Annotated in this window: 13 protein-coding genes and 2 pseudogenes; 4 read left to right on the top strand and 11 right to left on the bottom strand. The window is 63.4% G+C overall.

Annotated elements, in window-relative coordinates; all coding sequences use genetic code 11:
- From bcsA to ASE69_RS09795, 3 genes are all read right to left on the bottom strand, one after another.
- Positions 1-2,711: UDP-forming cellulose synthase catalytic subunit (bcsA, locus tag ASE69_RS09805; protein WP_082453049.1), on the bottom strand; the 2,711-nt coding region annotated here is incomplete at its 3' end.
- The gene (locus tag ASE69_RS09800) at positions 2,708-3,424 is read right to left on the bottom strand and encodes a cellulose synthase operon protein YhjQ/BcsQ (RefSeq protein WP_056485769.1); all 717 of its coding nucleotides are present in this window, start codon (positions 3,422-3,424) and stop codon (positions 2,708-2,710) included. The genes ASE69_RS09800 and bcsA, both read right to left, overlap by 4 nt.
- The gene (locus tag ASE69_RS09795) at positions 3,424-3,717 is read right to left on the bottom strand and encodes a hypothetical protein (RefSeq protein ID WP_056485766.1); all 294 of its coding nucleotides are present in this window, start codon (positions 3,715-3,717) and stop codon (positions 3,424-3,426) included. Before ASE69_RS09795 ends, ASE69_RS09800 begins: the two co-directional genes overlap by 1 nt.
- A 431-nt stretch (positions 3,718-4,148) precedes the next feature.
- Between ASE69_RS09795 and ASE69_RS09790 the strand changes: the two are divergent.
- Positions 4,149-4,659: pseudogene (locus ASE69_RS09790) on the top strand (transposase).
- A gap of 191 nt (positions 4,660-4,850) precedes the next feature.
- Here the strand turns inward: ASE69_RS09790 and ASE69_RS09785 are convergent.
- The 3 genes from ASE69_RS09785 to ASE69_RS09775 form a co-directional block, all read right to left on the bottom strand.
- Positions 4,851-5,150: a hypothetical protein gene (locus ASE69_RS09785; protein WP_056485763.1), complete on the bottom strand. Its 300-nt coding sequence runs from the start codon at positions 5,148-5,150 to the stop codon at positions 4,851-4,853.
- 249 nt (positions 5,151-5,399) lie between these two features.
- Positions 5,400-6,389 carry a zinc-dependent alcohol dehydrogenase family protein gene (locus tag ASE69_RS09780; RefSeq protein ID WP_056485760.1) on the bottom strand — a complete coding sequence of 330 codons (990 nt, stop codon included), beginning with the start codon at positions 6,387-6,389 and terminating at the stop codon, positions 5,400-5,402.
- A 59-nt stretch (positions 6,390-6,448) separates the two neighbouring features.
- A complete protein-coding gene (locus ASE69_RS09775; RefSeq protein WP_082453048.1) occupies positions 6,449-7,216 on the bottom strand; it encodes an NADPH-dependent F420 reductase in 768 nt (255 codons plus the stop codon).
- Positions 7,217-7,302: 86 nt separating this feature from the next.
- Between ASE69_RS09775 and ASE69_RS09770 the strand changes: the two genes are divergently transcribed.
- A complete protein-coding gene (locus ASE69_RS09770) occupies positions 7,303-7,683 on the top strand; it encodes a winged helix-turn-helix transcriptional regulator (protein WP_056485754.1) in 381 nt (126 codons plus the stop codon).
- 288 nt (positions 7,684-7,971) lie between these two features.
- Here ASE69_RS09770 and ASE69_RS09760 read toward each other — a convergent pair whose 3' ends face one another.
- The 5 genes from ASE69_RS09760 to ASE69_RS09740 are packed head-to-tail and all read right to left on the bottom strand — an operon-like array spanning position 7,972 to position 13,541.
- The gene (locus ASE69_RS09760) at positions 7,972-9,000 is read right to left on the bottom strand and encodes a c-type cytochrome (protein WP_056485748.1); all 1,029 of its coding nucleotides are present in this window, start codon (positions 8,998-9,000) and stop codon (positions 7,972-7,974) included.
- Positions 8,997-9,617, bottom strand: coding sequence for a cytochrome c oxidase assembly protein (locus tag ASE69_RS09755; protein ID WP_056485745.1), 621 nt, complete (start codon positions 9,615-9,617; stop codon positions 8,997-8,999). The genes ASE69_RS09760 and ASE69_RS09755 overlap by 4 nt, the downstream gene beginning before the upstream one ends.
- Positions 9,614-10,033, bottom strand: a complete 420-nt coding sequence (locus ASE69_RS09750; protein ID WP_056485742.1) for a hypothetical protein — start codon at positions 10,031-10,033, stop codon at positions 9,614-9,616. Before ASE69_RS09750 ends, ASE69_RS09755 begins: the two co-directional genes overlap by 4 nt.
- Positions 10,030-12,576 carry a cytochrome c oxidase subunit I gene (gene ctaD, locus ASE69_RS09745; protein ID WP_056485739.1) on the bottom strand — a complete coding sequence of 849 codons (2,547 nt, stop codon included), beginning with the start codon at positions 12,574-12,576 and terminating at the stop codon, positions 10,030-10,032. The genes ASE69_RS09750 and ctaD overlap by 4 nt, the downstream gene beginning before the upstream one ends.
- A complete protein-coding gene (locus ASE69_RS09740) occupies positions 12,573-13,541 on the bottom strand; it encodes a cytochrome c oxidase subunit II (protein ID WP_056485772.1) in 969 nt (322 codons plus the stop codon). Before ASE69_RS09740 ends, ctaD begins: the two co-directional genes overlap by 4 nt.
- A gap of 485 nt (positions 13,542-14,026) precedes the next feature.
- On the opposite strand from ASE69_RS09740, the gene ASE69_RS09735 reads away from it, so the two are divergent.
- Together ASE69_RS09735 and ASE69_RS09730 are read left to right on the top strand one after the other, a co-directional pair.
- A complete protein-coding gene (locus tag ASE69_RS09735; RefSeq protein ID WP_156362276.1) occupies positions 14,027-14,341 on the top strand; it encodes a DUF6966 domain-containing protein in 315 nt (104 codons plus the stop codon).
- Between the two features lie 476 nt (positions 14,342-14,817).
- Positions 14,818-15,903: pseudogene (locus ASE69_RS09730) on the top strand (PrpF domain-containing protein); the annotation flags it as partial.
- Positions 15,904-16,030: the final 127 nt, after the last annotated feature.

Here is a 16,030-nt window from a genome sequence, read left to right as displayed (position 1 = left end):
TTGAGCGGCAGATTGTCCGCGCGATCGAAGAATGGCGACGGCAGCCGGGCAAGGTCAGGCCCAAGCGGGAGACGCTGGATCGTCAGGTCGAGCGCCGAACGCGTATTGCTGACGTTTGCCCAGAGCGAGCTGTGGAACGGATCCTCGCAATCGCGGGTGTAGTGACCAATCAGGCGCAGGTTGAGCTGGTTGTCGCCCGGCAGGAAAAGCGCGGGATTGACCGCCATCGTGAGCTGCTGGCCGCCGGCACCGTCTGGCGTGAGCCGGACGGTGCGGACGACTTCGCCGTTCAGGATCACCACGAACTGGCTGAGATCGGGCAGCAATGCCGGCGACCAGGCGAGCGCGAGCGTCAGATTCGCGGCGGTCACGACCTCGTTGCTGCGGAGGCCGAACGGGATCGCGATCTCGCCGCGGGTGCCGGCTAGGCGGATCGCGCTACGGATCCGCAGGTCGCGCAGTGTGAGACGCTCCTGGCGGATACCGCCCGGTGCTTCGGGTGCAGACACCGGTACGGCCGGCGCCTGAGCCGCGACCGGCTGCGGTAAGCCGACGCTCATCACCAGCGCGGCGGCGGCCAGCGCGGCGGTCACGGCCTTCAGCCGGGTGCGCTCGCGGCGACGTTCGGCGCGGTTGAAGCCGAGCAGGCGTTTCAGCGTGACGAGATCGACGACCAGGATGTCGCGGAGCGATCGCAGCGTCGAGATCGGAGCGCGGGGCGCTTCCGGTTCCCAGGCATCGTTGCGGCCCATGACGGCGCGGACGAGTTGACGTAATTGAAGCATGTCGAGTTCCAGAAACCGCATGGTGGCCATGTTCTTGTCGACGCGTTGCGTCTGGACGGGGAGCGTGAGGATCTCGTCACCCATCGGCAGCGCGACGTGGGTGACCTCGCGGTCGGCAAGCGTCACGCCGGGTGGCGCGGTGATCGCAAGCCCGCCCATCGACAGGTCGATCGTCTCCGCATCGACGACGTGGCCGTCGGCGAAATAGAGCGTCGCCGGCAACTGGACGGGGATGCGGATATATTCGCGGACCTGCCGCGTCTCGCGCGCGACCGAGACGGCGGCCAGCAGGATGACGAGGCTGAAAACCGCCCACACCGTGTTCAGCACCAGCGTATCGCCTTGGATGTTGAACAGATGCGCGAAGAAGAAGTATTTGACGCATCCGAAGGCGATGCCGAACAATACCAGCCCGATGCAGATCAGATGCGGGCGCGCGGTCGCGGTGTCGAAATGCGTCTTGTCGAGCAGCGAGCCCTTGTCGGTGACGTTGAACTTGCCGCCGTGCGGCCGGAACAGCGTGACGACGGTCGGCCGGACCAGGTGGAACGCGAGGATCGTTTCGTACACTTCGCCCCAGAACGGCCGGCGATCGCCGCCCTGCAACCGCCCGCCCGAGACCTGCGCGCAATAGAGATGCGCGGCGGCGTAGGCGAAGATCATACCGGCGGAGGCATGGATGATGTTCTCGCCGAGGATCAGATACGCCAGCGGGCTGGTCAGGAAGGCGATGCGCGGCAGCGGAAACTGGAAATGCAGCATCGCGTTCAAGTAGCAAAACCGCTGCTGCAGGCTGAGACCACGCCCGAACAGCGGATTGTCGATACGCAGGATCTGCGTCATCCCGCGTGCCCAGCGGATGCGCTGGCCGATGTGCAGCACCAGTCGCTCGGTCGCGAGACCGGCCGACAGGCGGATGCCGAGATACGCGGTCGACCAGCCCATGCGTTGCAGGCGCAGCGCGGTATGCGCATCCTCCGTGACGGTCTCGAACGCGAACCCGTTGGTGTCGGCAAGAGCCTCGCGACGGATGATCGCGCACGACCCGCAGAAGAAAGCGGCGTCCCACAGATCGTTGCCGCGCTGGACCGCGCCGTAGAACAGGTCGCCCTCGCCCGGTAGGTCGCGGACCGAGCCCAAATTTCGCTGGACCGGATCGGGCGAATAGAAGTGATGCGGCGTCTGGACGAGTGCGAGTTTCTTGTCGCGCTGGAACCAGCCGACCGTCATCTGCAGGAAGGCGCGCGTCGGCACGTGATCGCAGTCGAAGATCGCGATCAGCGAGCCCTCGGTGTTCGACATCGCCGCGTTGAGGTTGCCCGCCTTCGCATGGTTGTTGTCGGCGCGCGTGATGTAGCCGCAGCCGACAGACCGCGCGAACGCCCGGAATTCAGGGCGGCGACCGTCGTCGAGAAGGTAGACGTGATAGCGATCGCGCGGATAATCCATGTCGAGCGCCGCGAGCACGGTCGTCCGGACGATCTCCAGGCTTTCGTTATAGGTCGGGATATAGACGTCGACGGTCGGCCATTCGTGCGGCTCGCCCTCCGGCTCGACCGACTGGCGATCGAGCGGCCACGCGGTCTGCAGCACGCCGAGCGCGAGGATGACCCACGCGTACAGCTCGGCGAGGTACAGTCCCATGCCGAGCACCGTGCCCAGCGCGCTTTCGAATTCGAGCGTCGCGGTGGTCCGCCAGAACAGATAGCGCGTCGATACGACCAGCGACAGCAAGGCCAGCACCAGCGTCCCGCGACGCGACTTCGACCGGCCGAGCACGATCGCGCCCAGGATCGATACGCCCGCGAAGATCCACTGCGACTTCAGGTCGAGCGGGACGGTGACGACGACCAACGTCAACAGCGCCGCGACGACGATACCGAGCGTATCGGCGCGAAATGCCTTGCGGATCGAACCGCCGGTCATTCAACTAGCTCCGAGGCTGCGACGAGCCCACATCGCGCCTCGATCGCGATGGTCATCGCGACGAGATCGGGAAGCACCACGCTCTGCTTGGCGTAGCGCGCGATCGGCTGGAACGACGCCAATGCCTCGTTCACCGCTTCGTCGCGGCGCACCGTTGCGATCAGATTGTCGCCGAACAGCGCGCGCAGGAAGATCTGCGAATGGCGCGACAATTTGCGCGTGTCGTCGACCTGGTTGAGCACGAACACGGTCTGTTCGAGGTCGATCGTCGGCGTCCCCGGCTGGACCTTCGCCAAGGCTGCGAGCGACGTCGGCTGTGGCACGAGCGTGCACAGGTGCAGCGCGGCGTGCGGCAACAGGCTGGTCTTCAGCGCGAGGTCCGCAGAGGCCACGTCGGCCAGAACGATCCGCTCGCTATCGAACGGCGACGCGCCCGACCGCGCGATCAACCGTCCGAACGCGCCGCTCCGGACTGCGGCATGGCCCGACAACAATTCGACCCCGTCGACGACGATGCCTTCGGTCGTGGCATCGGTCATCGCCGGAATTTCCTGCGCGGGCAGCATCCCGAAGAACAGCTTCAATGCGTCGGCGTGCGTGAAATCAATCGCGGAGACGTCGTGCCCCCGTGCGGCGAGGCCAAGCGCGAGACGCGCGGTCAGGAACGTGGTTCCGACGCCGCCGACCGGTGAATGGCACAGGATCAATGGCATCAACGGCGCTCCATATGGTCGTCGGAAAGCCCGGACAGGAACGCGCGCAAGCTGCCGCCCTGGCGCTGACCGGGCTCGCCGCGTACCGACAAGTCATCGTAATCGCTCAAGAAGTTCTTGGCGGGTGCCCTTTCCTCCGTCGCACGTTCCGCGCGACCGACGACGCGCTCATCCTCCAGCAATGCCGCAAATAACGGCCATGGCTCGACGTCGGCAATTGGGTCGGCGAACTGGCGATACTGGAAATCGCGCTGTCCCAGTCTCGCTAATAGTGCCTTGGCATCGGGTCGCATCGGGAACTCCTTGTTTCCGACCCCTCGCCTAAATTGCAGATCAATTGGTTAATACTGGTAGTAATTTACTTCCAATAGACGCCGTTTATTAAAGGTTGCATTAAAACTATCGCTTATTGTCAGTGCGTTACTTTGTAATAGAATTCGCAAAATAAATTGACGCGGGCATAATTGTCAGGCCGCATGCTTCGAAAATGTGGAATCGGTATGCGGCGAATGGGTGATATTCAGATCTGAAAATAGACGGCGATCGGAATCTACGTATCAAGCTGAAAACGTTATTTATTTAGCCGAAAAGGTGGAAGTTTCTTGTAAACAAACGCAGAGCATCGGCATGGATCTAAATAATGATTCAAGGATCGCTTGATTAGATTCGGGTTTCGTAGATCTGAGAGACGCGATCTGACTCAGGCTCCGTAACGAGACCGCATGTGAGCTACCTGTACTGGCTGACCACGGGCATATAGCGCGCCTCGATCCATATTTTCCCGTGAGCCACGGCAAACCACGATTTGATGATCAATGCGGCTTACCTAAAGCACCCCGTGCGGCGTCGAGCCTACAAGTTAAAAAAGGGGACCTCAGCCCCCTCATCGGTCGCATCAAAGGCAGTATGAATACGAAGCTGCATGCCGCAACCGATGCAGAAGGAAGACCGCTCAGCTTCGTCATGACAGCTGGTCAGGGTAGTAATCATACCGGCGCTGCCGTGCTACTCGACGATCTACCCAAGGCGCAGTGGATGCCGGGCAGCCGCAGCTATGATACAGATCAGTAGGGGACGCCCTTCAGGCGGAGGACTTAACACCCTCAATTCCGGGCCAAAATCTCCGGGTCATGCCTGTCAAATACGACTAGCGTCGCTGCCGAAGCCGGAGCGGTATCGAGATTATGTTCGACCGTCTGACGGACTGGCGCCGCATCGCCACTCGCTACGATTGACGCCCGACCGTCTTCTTCTCCGCTAGCGATGTGGTTGTCCTTGCGGTCGGTCAGCACCTTGGGGATCGAAAACCTTGATCGGTGATGGCCTTCAGCGTTGCATCGCCTGCGGCGAAGAGTTGAAGTCGCCGAGCAGGATAAGGTTGTCGGGAGCGCCGGTCTTAGGCGCGCTTGGCCAGGAACTTGGCCGGCTAACGGATCTCCTCCAGCTTGAGGCTATCGAGCGGGACACCCTCGCCGTAGTAGATGTGGACCGTGCAGAGGTCGATCGGCGCCAAACCGGCCTTGAAGCCGCATACAAACGGCGTGCGGGCGAACTGGAGCACCTCCGTGTCGACCTTCTCGGGCGGTAGGACAATCTCCCCGGCGAGGCCACCGAACGCAACCCCGCGGCGGTCGTATACGAACGCCATCCGTTCGCCGTTACCCGATGCGGCCTCCGTGACGTCCGTCACGACGTACTTCGACCAGCCGCCCAGCAGGCCGGTCACCCGATCGAGCGCGGAACGAGCGTCCGCTTGTTCGGAAGCCGTTGAGCGCTCTTGAGTGTCTGGCAATGGGTATGGCCGGAAGCCAGAAGGCGGGGTGCATTCGCCCTAAAACTGTCGTTCGCTGAGCGAATACCTAAAGCCGGAAGCTGCCGTTCGTTCAGCTCGGACGCTGCGGTGCAATCGTAGTCGCTAGACTGCCACGCGCACTTCATATCGGGAGAACCCTAAGAGGGCCCTCCCGATAGCGGATCAGACAGTCACGACGATCTTGCCGATCTGCTCGTTGGACTCGAGGAAACGCGTCGCTTCCTGAATCTGATCAAACGGGAAGGTCCGCGACACCAAAGGATCGAGCTTACCACTTTCCAAACCCTCGGTGATGAAGGCCTTAGCTCGCGCAAGCGCGTCGTCATCGCCGACAATCTCGGTGTAGAGGTAGCCCTTGATCGTCAGGCTCTTGCCCAGCACGGCGAACTGCGGGAACGATCCCTCGTCCGGGCTGAGGGCACCGTACTCGAGCAGAATGCCGCCTACGGCCATGACCTCGGCAAATTGGGCGATGGCAGGACCGCCGATCGGATCGAACACCACGCGGGCACCCTTGCCGCCGGTGATCTCCCTCACACGCGCTGCTAAGTCGCCGTCGGCGGTGGCGATCACATGATGAGCACCGGCATCAGTCAGCGCCTGCGCCTTGGCGTTCGTACGAGTGGTCGCAATCACTGTCGCCCCGACGCTGCGAGCGACCTGGATCGCCGCGATGCCGACGCTGCTCGATGCGGCTGACACGATGACGAAGTCCTCTGCGGTGACCTTCGCCTGATCGATAAGCGCACCCCAGGCGGTGACATACTGCATCCAGGAGGCGGCTGCCTTCTCGAACGAGAGGGCGGTGGGATGCTTGACGACGTAGCGCGCCGGGATGTTGATGATCTCGCCATAGGTCGACCAGCGCGACATATCGAGCGTCGGGATGACGCTAACGGCGTCGCCCTCCGCAAAGCCTGACACGTCGCTGCCGATGGTCTTGACCAAGCCTGCGGCCTCGTACCCGAGCCGCGACGGGAACTCCGCCTCTTGCAGGTAAGCGCCGTTGCGGAACATCACCTCTGCGCGGTTCAAGCCGATCGCTCTAACTGCGATCTGCACTTCATCGGCGGCAGGTGCAGGAACCTCGATATCATCGATGCGCAGTACGTCTGCGGGGCCGTATTCGTGAAAGCGTACAACGCGGGTCATGGTGTGATCCTCTGGTAGATAGATGGCTATATTTTGGAATCGAGGGGTTCGGGCGGCGTCTACATATTGATGGCGCGGACGAGGCGAACGCCCCAGTCCTCGTCGGGGTTCGTGGTTCCGTCACCCAATCGCTCCTGCATCACCGCGACCGCCAGGTCCCGGCGCTTGGGGAGCCTGTCCTTCTCCGCAGCGTCGAGAGCCGCAGGAATCTCGGCGAGGGTCAGGTCGGTACAATAGACCGGCGCGCCGGCTTGCTGACGCCACGAGGCCGCGAGCGAGCCGGCATCGAAAGCATCCAGGCCGGTATCGCTCACCAGTTCCATCGTGATCCGCCGATCGCGCTCACGGTCCGCTGCAACGGGAATGGCGATCCGGCCCGGTGTACCTGCCGGCTTGCCCTTCTTCGCGAGCGACGCGGAGCCGATCGCATTCCATGCCTTCGCGATCGAACGGCCAAGTTGCTCGGCCACCCACAGGCTTTCGACCTGTCCGTCTTCGATCGCCTGGATCTTGGAGTCCCGGAACGGGTAATAGTTGGAGGTGTCGATCACGACCGTCTCGTCAGGCAGGCGTGCCACCAACGGTGCAATTCCGGCGATGCGGTTGAGAGGTATCGAGAGGATGACGACCTCAACGTCGGTCAGCGCGTCCTCCGTCGTCACGGCGCGGGCGCCGGTTGACAGGAGCTCGGGATCGATCGTCTCGGGCCCGCGAGAGTTGGCCACCTTTACCTCATGGCCCGCCTCGCTGAACCTGGTGACGAGTGTCTTGCCGATATGCCCTGTTCCAAGAATGCCGATCTTCATGTGTCGTTCCTCTGCGATCATTGCCTCGCACCGGAAATTATGGTCAGGTACCAGAAGTGACAAGAACCTACCGAAAGGTGGGTTACCCACCAAAAGGTAAGTGGCCTATGCAGCGTGACTGGCAATGCGAGGACCCACAGCAGCAGCTTGTCTGGGCGGCGGCGACCAGCGAGGCCCTCCGCGTCCTGGAGGGAAAGTGGAAGATGGTGATCATCTTCCAACTGTTTGCCGCACGCGCGCCTTTGCGCTTCTCCGAGCTGGAACGACGTGTCGAAGGCGTGAATCAGAAGATGCTTATTCAACAGCTAAAAGAACTGGAGAAGGACGGGATCGTCACCCGGACGATCTATCCTCAAGTTCCGCCCAGGGTCGAATACGCGCTGAGCGAGATCGGCCTGGCACTCGGGCCGTCTATTGAAGCCCTGATTGATTGGACGTTCATGCGACGTGAGGCCGAGACGTCGGCTAAATCGGGAGAACAAGGGTAAGTGTAGCTTAGACGGCTGCTAATTCGATTGAAGCACTAAAAGCGGATGGCCGCTTTCCTCTCCCATCACGACATTCGCGAGCGGATAGCCGCCCTCCGAAATCGGTCATTCGCAAAGATGAACCAGCGTCCGAAGTTGGGAAGCAAGGGGAGGGGCGTGAGCGTCCGATTGTGGGTCTGCATCAAGATCGCCGCTAGGGATCAAGCGCTAAACTATGATCGCGGGCACGCTTAGGCACCAAGCATAAGCCTTTCGTTCGAGAGCCGACGGCACTGCCTCCGCGGTAATTCAGCGGCCCGCCAGATACTGTGCCAGCGGGTCGATCATGTCCTCGGGAATGCGGCGGGCGATGACCGGCATCGTCGATTGCGATTTGCGGGCGTCGACCACCGTCTCGTCGCCGCGCCAGTTGCGGAGGCGTTGGGCGATGTAGCTGGCGCGCTGGCCGGCGAGGACGGGGTAGGGCTTGCCGGGAGAATGGCAGCTCGAGCACGCGGGGAGCTGCACCTTCGGCAGCCCTTCGCGGTCGATCCGGGCGGCCGCGGTCGATCCCGATGGCGTTGCGCGGCCGATGCTTGGCATCGCGGCGAAGTGATCCGCCAACCGAGTCATTTCCTCAGGCGTCAGCGTCGCGGCGGCGTTCGCCATCACCGCGCTCTGCCGCTTTCCAGTCGCATAGGCCTCCAGTGCGGCGCGGAGATACGCCGGGCTCTGCCCGCCGAGCACGGGCATGTCCGGCTGGCCGCGGCCACGTCCGTCGGCACCGTGACAGCCTGCGCAGGTGGCGATCTTGGCATCCGTGACAGCCGGCACCTCGGTCAACGAGCGATAGGTCGCGGGCGACATCTCGGGCAGCAGGCGGACGAAGGCGACCATGCGGCGGACTTCGTCGTCGCGGTCCTTGGCGGCCCAGCCGGGCATGCCGGTGTATTTGACGCCGTGCTTGAGGATCCAGAAGATCTGCTTGTCGGTCCACTCGCGCGCGTTGACCGCGAGGTTGGGGGCAGGGGGCGTCGCGGCCTGCATGACGGGCAGCGGACGCACGCCGGGCGCGCCGTGGCACGAGGCGCAGCTTGCCTTGAACAGGCCGGCGGCACTGACGAGCCCCTCATTCGCCTTGGGATCGTCGGGAACCGTGAACGCCGCGTGCGTGCGGACCGAGTTTCGCATCGTCCAGTGGAGGAACCAGTCGGTGATCTTCCAATGGCCCGACGACGCGGCGATGTTGAACACGCCCGACCACGCGAACAACAGCCCGGCGAGCGCCAGTGCGAGAATCGCGGCGGCGGCGCGCGCCCAGGTGATCCGGATCGTCATGCGGTCGCGCTCCGTGTCTTCAACAGTCCGCCGAGCATCGCGAGCCCGCCGATGAAATAGCTTGCCGCACCGACCATCAGCATGACGACGCCGCCAAGTTGCTGGTCTTCGAGGGCGTCGAGGCCGTGGATTGCCGGGTGCATCGCCATCATCGCGTAGAGCGGTCGTGGGGCAAGGCCGATCAGCGCGCCCAGCAGCGTCATGTGCATCGAGGTCAGCAGCAAGGCTGCCACACCCGATGCGCGACGGTCGGTGGCACCGCCGATGCGTGTGCCGAGGACGGCGCTCCAGAGGAGGACGCCGGCGATGAGGAAGCTGGCCTGCTCGATAAGCAGCGCGAGGGGCTGCATGTCGACGCGGAGCCTCAGCGCGGGGAGGTGCCAGAGCCATACGACGACGAGTTCGACGAGAGACATCGCCAGTGGCGTTACAATCGCGGGCCAACGCTCGGCCGGATCCCAGCGCGAACCGGCGATCCCGTAGGCGAGGAACGGCGCCGCAACCGCAACCGCGATCATATGCCCTGCCATGTGGCCGACCATCCCGAGCGGCGCTGCGGCGAAGGCCCAGCCGAGCGGGACTAGCACGGCGCCCAGTCCGAGGCTCGCGCGTCTCATCGGCAATCGCCGAACATGATGACGGGCAGCGCCGTGAAGATCACGGCGACGAAGCTCAGGCCCGCCAGCAACCGCGTCGACAGTGCGAGGAAGCGGAGGCGATCGATCGCCGTACCCTGTTCGTGCGGGGCGGGATCGCCGGGCGTTTCCGACTGGACGCGCGCGATATAGCCTGCCGCGACGATCCCCAGCAGCGCGACGATCGTCGCGATCAGCGTCGCCAGCGGGAAGCCGGTCAACGCCGTTCCCGGGGTCGGCGATTTCGCGCAGGTCACCGCGACCCACAGATAGCAGAACAGGAAATGCACGGCCCAGATCGTCGGCGGGACGATCAGCGTCCACAGCGTGACCTTGAGGTCGCGCGCCCAATGCTTGCGGTTGGACTCGCGTTGCCGACCGGACTTGGGCTCTGTCATGCGACACCCGGGAACAGGCCGATCGTGCAGAACGTCACGATGCCGGTCAGCGCGAGGAAATGGTGGTACACGGTGATGTTGCGCAGGTCCGCGTCATAGACCGGCGTCATCTTCCCCGCGAGGCTGCGCGCGAGCGTGTAGGCCTGCATGATGACCCCGATCGCTGCGTGGACCGCAGTCCAGATCGCCAGCGTCCAGACGATCGCGGGATAGACGTGGAGTTCGGGATCGAGCCCCGAATACCACGGTCCGGCGAGCCCGGCGAACAGGCTCGAAAGCGTCGTGACGATCCCGACCACCAGAAGTGCACGACCCGCACCGACGTTGCCACGGCGATGCACTTCGCGCGCGCCGACGGTCGCGGCCCAGCCGGTGAGGGTGAGCGCCAGAGCCACCATAGGCCAGAACACGCCTGGCCCGTTCAATCCGACCCCGCTCGGCGGGAAGTCGTTGTGGATCGTCCAGAAGAAAAAATAGCCGAACACGAGCCCCGAGAACGCGGTCGCGTCGGCCATCATCGTGATGAACATCGCCCACCAGCCCGGCGCCGATGGCCCCGAGGTATAGAGCGGCACCTCGATGCCGTGGCCGATATGCTTGGTCGGCTTTTCGGGGATCTCGGCGGTCCCGGTCCACAGCCACCACAGCACGCAGGCGAGCGTCGCGACGCCGCTGACCGCCGACCAGATATAGAGGTGGTAGGTCGTCAGGATGAATACGCCCGCGAGCGCGACCGCGGTCATCATCGGCTTCACGCTCGGCGTACCCAGGCGGATCACCTGCAACGGCCGCGCGTCGAGCACGGTCGTGATGATCGACTCGCGCCGCATCTCCTCCGCGTCGGGCAAGAAGAAGCGGCCTTCATCGACTTTCTGGACGAAGTTTTTCTGGTCCCAGATCGGATAGCGGCTCTCGATCAGCGGCACCGATCGGATACCCCAGTCCTCGTCGTCGGGCAGTGCGAGCCATTCGAGCGTGCCGGCGTTCCACGGGTTGCGCGGGTCCTTCGGACGGCGCGGCGACAGCGCGAGGTCGATGCAGACGATCAGCACGCCGAGCGCGAACATATACGAGCCCGCGGTCGAGGCGAGGTTGAGCCCGCCGATCCCGAGCTCCTCCGGGTACGTAAACACGCGGCGCGGCATGCCTAGCAGGCCCGACAGGTGCATCGGGAAGAAGGTCAGGTTCATGCCCACGAACATGATCCAGAACGCGATCCGGCCGAGCTTGTCAGACAGCTTCTTCCCCGTCACCAACGGCCAGTAATAATACAGCCCGGCGAACAGCGGCAGCAGTGTGCCGCCAATCAGCACGTAGTGCAGATGCGCGACGATGAAATAGGTGTCGTGCGCCTGCCAGTCGAACGGGGCGACCGCGACCATCACGCCAGTCAGGCCGCCGATCACGAATACGGCGAGGCTGCCCGATGCGTAGAGCAACGGCGTCGATTTCTTGACGTTGCCCGCCCACAGCGTCGCGATGAAGACGAAGATCTGCACGCCGGTCGGTATCGCTACCGCTTCCGACGCCGCCGCGAAGAAGGCGAGGCTGATCTTCGGCAGCCCGGTGGTGAACATGTGGTGGACCCACAGCCCGAAGCTCAGGAACGCCGTCCCCACCGCGGCCAACACGATCCACGGGTAGCCGAGCAGATGCCGCTGCGCGAACGTCGGGATCAGCATCGCGAACAGCGCGATCGAGGGGAGGAAGACGATGTAGACTTCCGGATGCCCGAAGATCCAGAACAGGTGCTGCCACAACAGCGGGTCGCCGCCCTTCTCCGCGTTGAAGAACGGCCAGTTGAGCAGCCGCTCCATCTCGAACAGCACGTCGCCGGCGATCAGCGGCGGGAACGCGAACAGGATCATCACCGCGACGACCAGGATGTACCAGGCGTAGAGCGGCATCAGGTTGAGCCGCATGCCCGGCGGACGGCATTTCAGCACGCCGACGATCAGCTCGACCGCGGCGGCCACCGATGACACCTCGATGAAGCTCAGCCCCAGCATCCATATATCCGCGCCGAGCCCGCTGAGGTCTGTCCGGGTCGTCAGCGGCGGGTACATGAACCAGCCACCGTCGGGCGCCGCATCGAAGAAGATCGAGCCCGATACGAACACGCCGCCGATCAGGAAACTCCAATATCCGAACCCCGACAGCCGCGGAAACGGCAGGTCGCGCGCGCCGAGCAGCTGCGGCAGCAGGATGATCGACACCGCCTCGAACATAGGCACCGCGAACAGGAACATCATCATCGAGCCGTGCAGCGTGAACAGCTGGTTGAACGTGTTCGCCGTGACGAGATCGTTGTTCGGTACCGCGAGCTGCGTGCGCATGATCAGCGCAAGCACGCCCGCGAACAGCATGAAGCCGAACGCGGTCAGCGTGTACCACACGCCGATCCGGTTGTTGTTGACGTCGGTCCAGCGGAAGAACCAGCCGGTGGGCGGCTTCCAGACTTCACGCAGGCGATCCTCTTGGCCCTTGCGGACCGCAGGATCGTTCTGGTCGGGCGCGATATATTGGGTGCTCTCGGTGGTCATTTGAGCCCCTGAAGGTAGCTTGCGATCTGGTCGGCTTCGGCGGCCGACATCTGCGGGAAGGCGGGCATCCGCACGCCGGGCTTGGTCTTGCCCGGATCTCGGACGAACCCGGCGATGTTGGCGTGCGTCATCGGCAGCACCCCCGCGGCGAGCGTCGGGCGCGAGCCGAAGTGAGTCAGGTCGGGGCCGATCTTGGCGACCGGGCCGACGCCGCGGACGCTGTGACACCCGCTACAGCCGTAACTTGCGAACAGGCGTGCGCCGGGCGACGCGGTGACGATAGCGGGCTTGCGCTGCTCGGCGAGCCAGCGCTCGAATGCGGCCGGCTCCATCGCGATCACGTCGAACGCCATCAGCGCGTGGCCGAGCCCGCAGAACTCCGCGCAGACGCCGCGGTACGTCCCCGCCTTGGTCGCGCGGACGACTAGGCGGTTGGTGCGGCCGGGGATCATGTCCATCTTGCCGGCGAGTCCCGGCACCCAGAAGCTGTGGATCACGTCGGGGCTGCGGAGCGACAGTTCGACGGTGCGGCCGACGGGCAGCCGGAGTTGGTTCGCGGTCTCGACCACCGATCCGCCCGGCGGCGCATAGCGGACGCGCCACCAGAATTGCTCACCCTCGACGCCGATACGGAGGTCGCTGTTGGCCACCTCGCGCGGACGCATCGCGGGCAGGGCGTAGAGCAGCAGGCCCAGCAGCAGGATAGAAGGACCGATGCCGCCGAGCCACAGCACCAGCTTCATCCCGCCCTTGTGCGTCAGCCGACCTTCCGGCGCGCGCATCGCGTGGCGCATTAGCAACGCGAGCCCGCCCGCGAGAATGATCGCGCCGATGACCAGAACGATGGTGATCGAGAGGACCTTGTCCGCCTCCTCGCCGAACGGCGCGAGCGTCGACTGGTGGCGGTTGCATGCCGCCAACAGCGGCAGGCACGCGCCCACGGAAAGAAAAATAGCCTTCCGCATCATCACCTTGCCACCCTTTAGAAGCGCGTCCCCTAGACGGAAGGGCGGGGGGGCGTAAACCCAAAATGACAGAAATGTCATGTAGGCCTGTCAGCTTGGGCGATCGTGTAGGCATGCCCGACCTAGACGTTCGGTTCGTGCCGCCGGAGTAGCCGAGCAAAAAAGCACGGCTGGCGATAGTCCGTCCGGCTTTGAGCGACGAGCCGGCGGCGCCGGCCGCTGAACGGCAACGTTAGCGGCCTCACTTCCCCGCAAATGTAGACGTGTTCGCGGCTTGCGGTAACCGGCGGCGTGCCGCCGCGTTCTGGCGCTTGCTCCAGTTATCAGAACAGTGCCTTGCCGGGCTTGATCTATTTAGTCTGAACGTCGCTATGTGGGGCCGTGCGGCCCTCCTAAAACTCCGCTGGCTAGGAACCCCGGAAGCAGTAGGGCAGGGTGCGTTCGCCCCCTTGCTATCATTCCAATTGATCCGCTACGGTAGTGAAATGGCATTGCATCCTGATGTCGCTCGGCTTGCTGAAACACTTGAAGCCATGACGATATTGCTGAAGCTGCACGGTGACAACGGATGGGCCGAGCAGATCGAGCGGTGTAGATCGAGTATCGCGCAATCCGACTATCACGGCGTCGACCGGCTTTTGTGCCTCTACGGTGGAATGGGATCGGTGAACGATGTGATTCTGCAATCCGGTGGAGTTGCCCCGGCAGAAGACAACGAGCGGTTTGACGCGCTTCGAACCGATGCTTGGAAAAAGACGAATGCACTGGCGCGCGACGGAGCGCGCGGGAACGGCAACTGACTTTGCATTCATGTGGGTCTGGTCGACCGAAACTAGCGTTGACGCGGAGGTGGCCCCCGCAGGAGATAGTCCTTGCGGCGCTGCCGATTGATGGCTGCGGCTGGTCTGGCTCGTCACGCAGATTCATGGTGCAGCAAACGCACGACGCTGACCTTCGGGGATGTCGTCGCCGCAGACTGCACAGTTTCAGGCATCGGATATGTTCTGAGACGCGCGGTAGGTTGACCGTGGCCAGCCGGTAGGCGACTAACGCTAAAAATTGACGTCAAAGCCGCATAGGTTCATTGCCGATGGATCCACCATATACCGGGACTAAGCGTTTAGATTGCCCCGACGTGTAGACTCGAGCGATACTGTGGGGACTCGAACCTTTCTGAACGAGCATAAAAGTCGTTCCTGCTATTGGACGAGCAAGGTTTGATAGAGTTGCGCATAGGCACCGATGATCGTGTCATGGTCATAGTCGCGGCGCACCCAGCAAGGGGCTGTTCTTCGATCCCGCGGATCTGCCCGCCGACCCTCTGGCTCGAGACAGGCTGTTGCTTCGCGCTATCGGCAGTCCCGATCCTTATGGTCAGCAGATCGATGGTATGGGCGGCGGAAGCTCGAGTACCAGCAAGGCTGCGCTCGTCAGCAGGAGTGCCCGCCCCGGGTACGACCTGGACTATTACTCGGCTGCGCTACCCATCGATGCCGCGTTCGTGGACTGGAGCGGCAATTGCGGTAACCTCGCAGCGGCGGTGGCTCCGTTCGCGTTTCATCGCGGCATGTTGGAGGTGCCCCGCGACGGCATCGCTCCCATCCGGATCTGGCAGGTCAATACGGCAAGGCTGATCGTGGCACACGTTCCGTTCTGCGGAGGTCAGGTACAGGAGTATGGCGACTTCATTCTAGACGGCGTTGCACTCCCTGCGGCCGAAATTCGACTGGACTTCGAAAGCGGACCAGATGGCCCCGATCTCTTTCCAACTGGGTCTCCGACCAGTGTCATCGAGTGGTCGGGCGGGGTACCCTTCGAAGCAACGCTGATAGATGCCGGAAGCCCGACGATCTTGGTCCACGCAGACGCTCTGGGCCTGACTGGCGTGGAGACCGCGGCGGAGGTGAACGCCAATCCAGAACTGCTTGCTAAAGCCGAGCAAATGCGGGCCCATGCCGCGGTTCGCCTGGGCTTTGCCGCGACACCTGAGGAGGTTACCGCGCGGTATCGGCAGAGCCCCAAGCTCGCGTACGTCAATCGCGCTCGGAATTATGTCACGGCCAGCGGAACGCACGTGGACGAGGCCTCGATCGACTTGGTGGCGCGTACATTCTCCATGGGCAAGCTTCACCACGCCATGACGGGGACAGGGACGGTGGCAATCGCAGCTGCGGCGGCGGTTCCAAATACCATTGTGAGCAGGATCACCGGCGTTCGCAGCATGGTGCGCATAGGCCACGCCTCCGGAACTGTTCCGGTTGGCGCCGAGTCCGAAAACGAAGGGGGCTGGCGGATCAGACGTACCTCGTTCAGCAGATCCGCTCGCATATTGATGGACGGTACAGTGTTCATTCCTGTCTAGGCACCGGCCCTTGAGGGGCAATCGAAGAGCTGAGGTGGCCCCCTAAATGACCTGACAGGGCCCCGCTCTTAGATAAGAGTGAGGCATATGACTGACGGTACGACCAGGCGTTACAACGATGGCGAGG

The organism is Sphingomonas sp. Leaf208 (genome assembly GCF_001421415.1).
Lineage (GTDB): Bacteria > Pseudomonadota > Alphaproteobacteria > Sphingomonadales > Sphingomonadaceae > Sphingomonas.
Note: the sequence above shows the minus strand (reverse complement) of the source record. Positions and strands in the feature narration are given on the sequence as shown.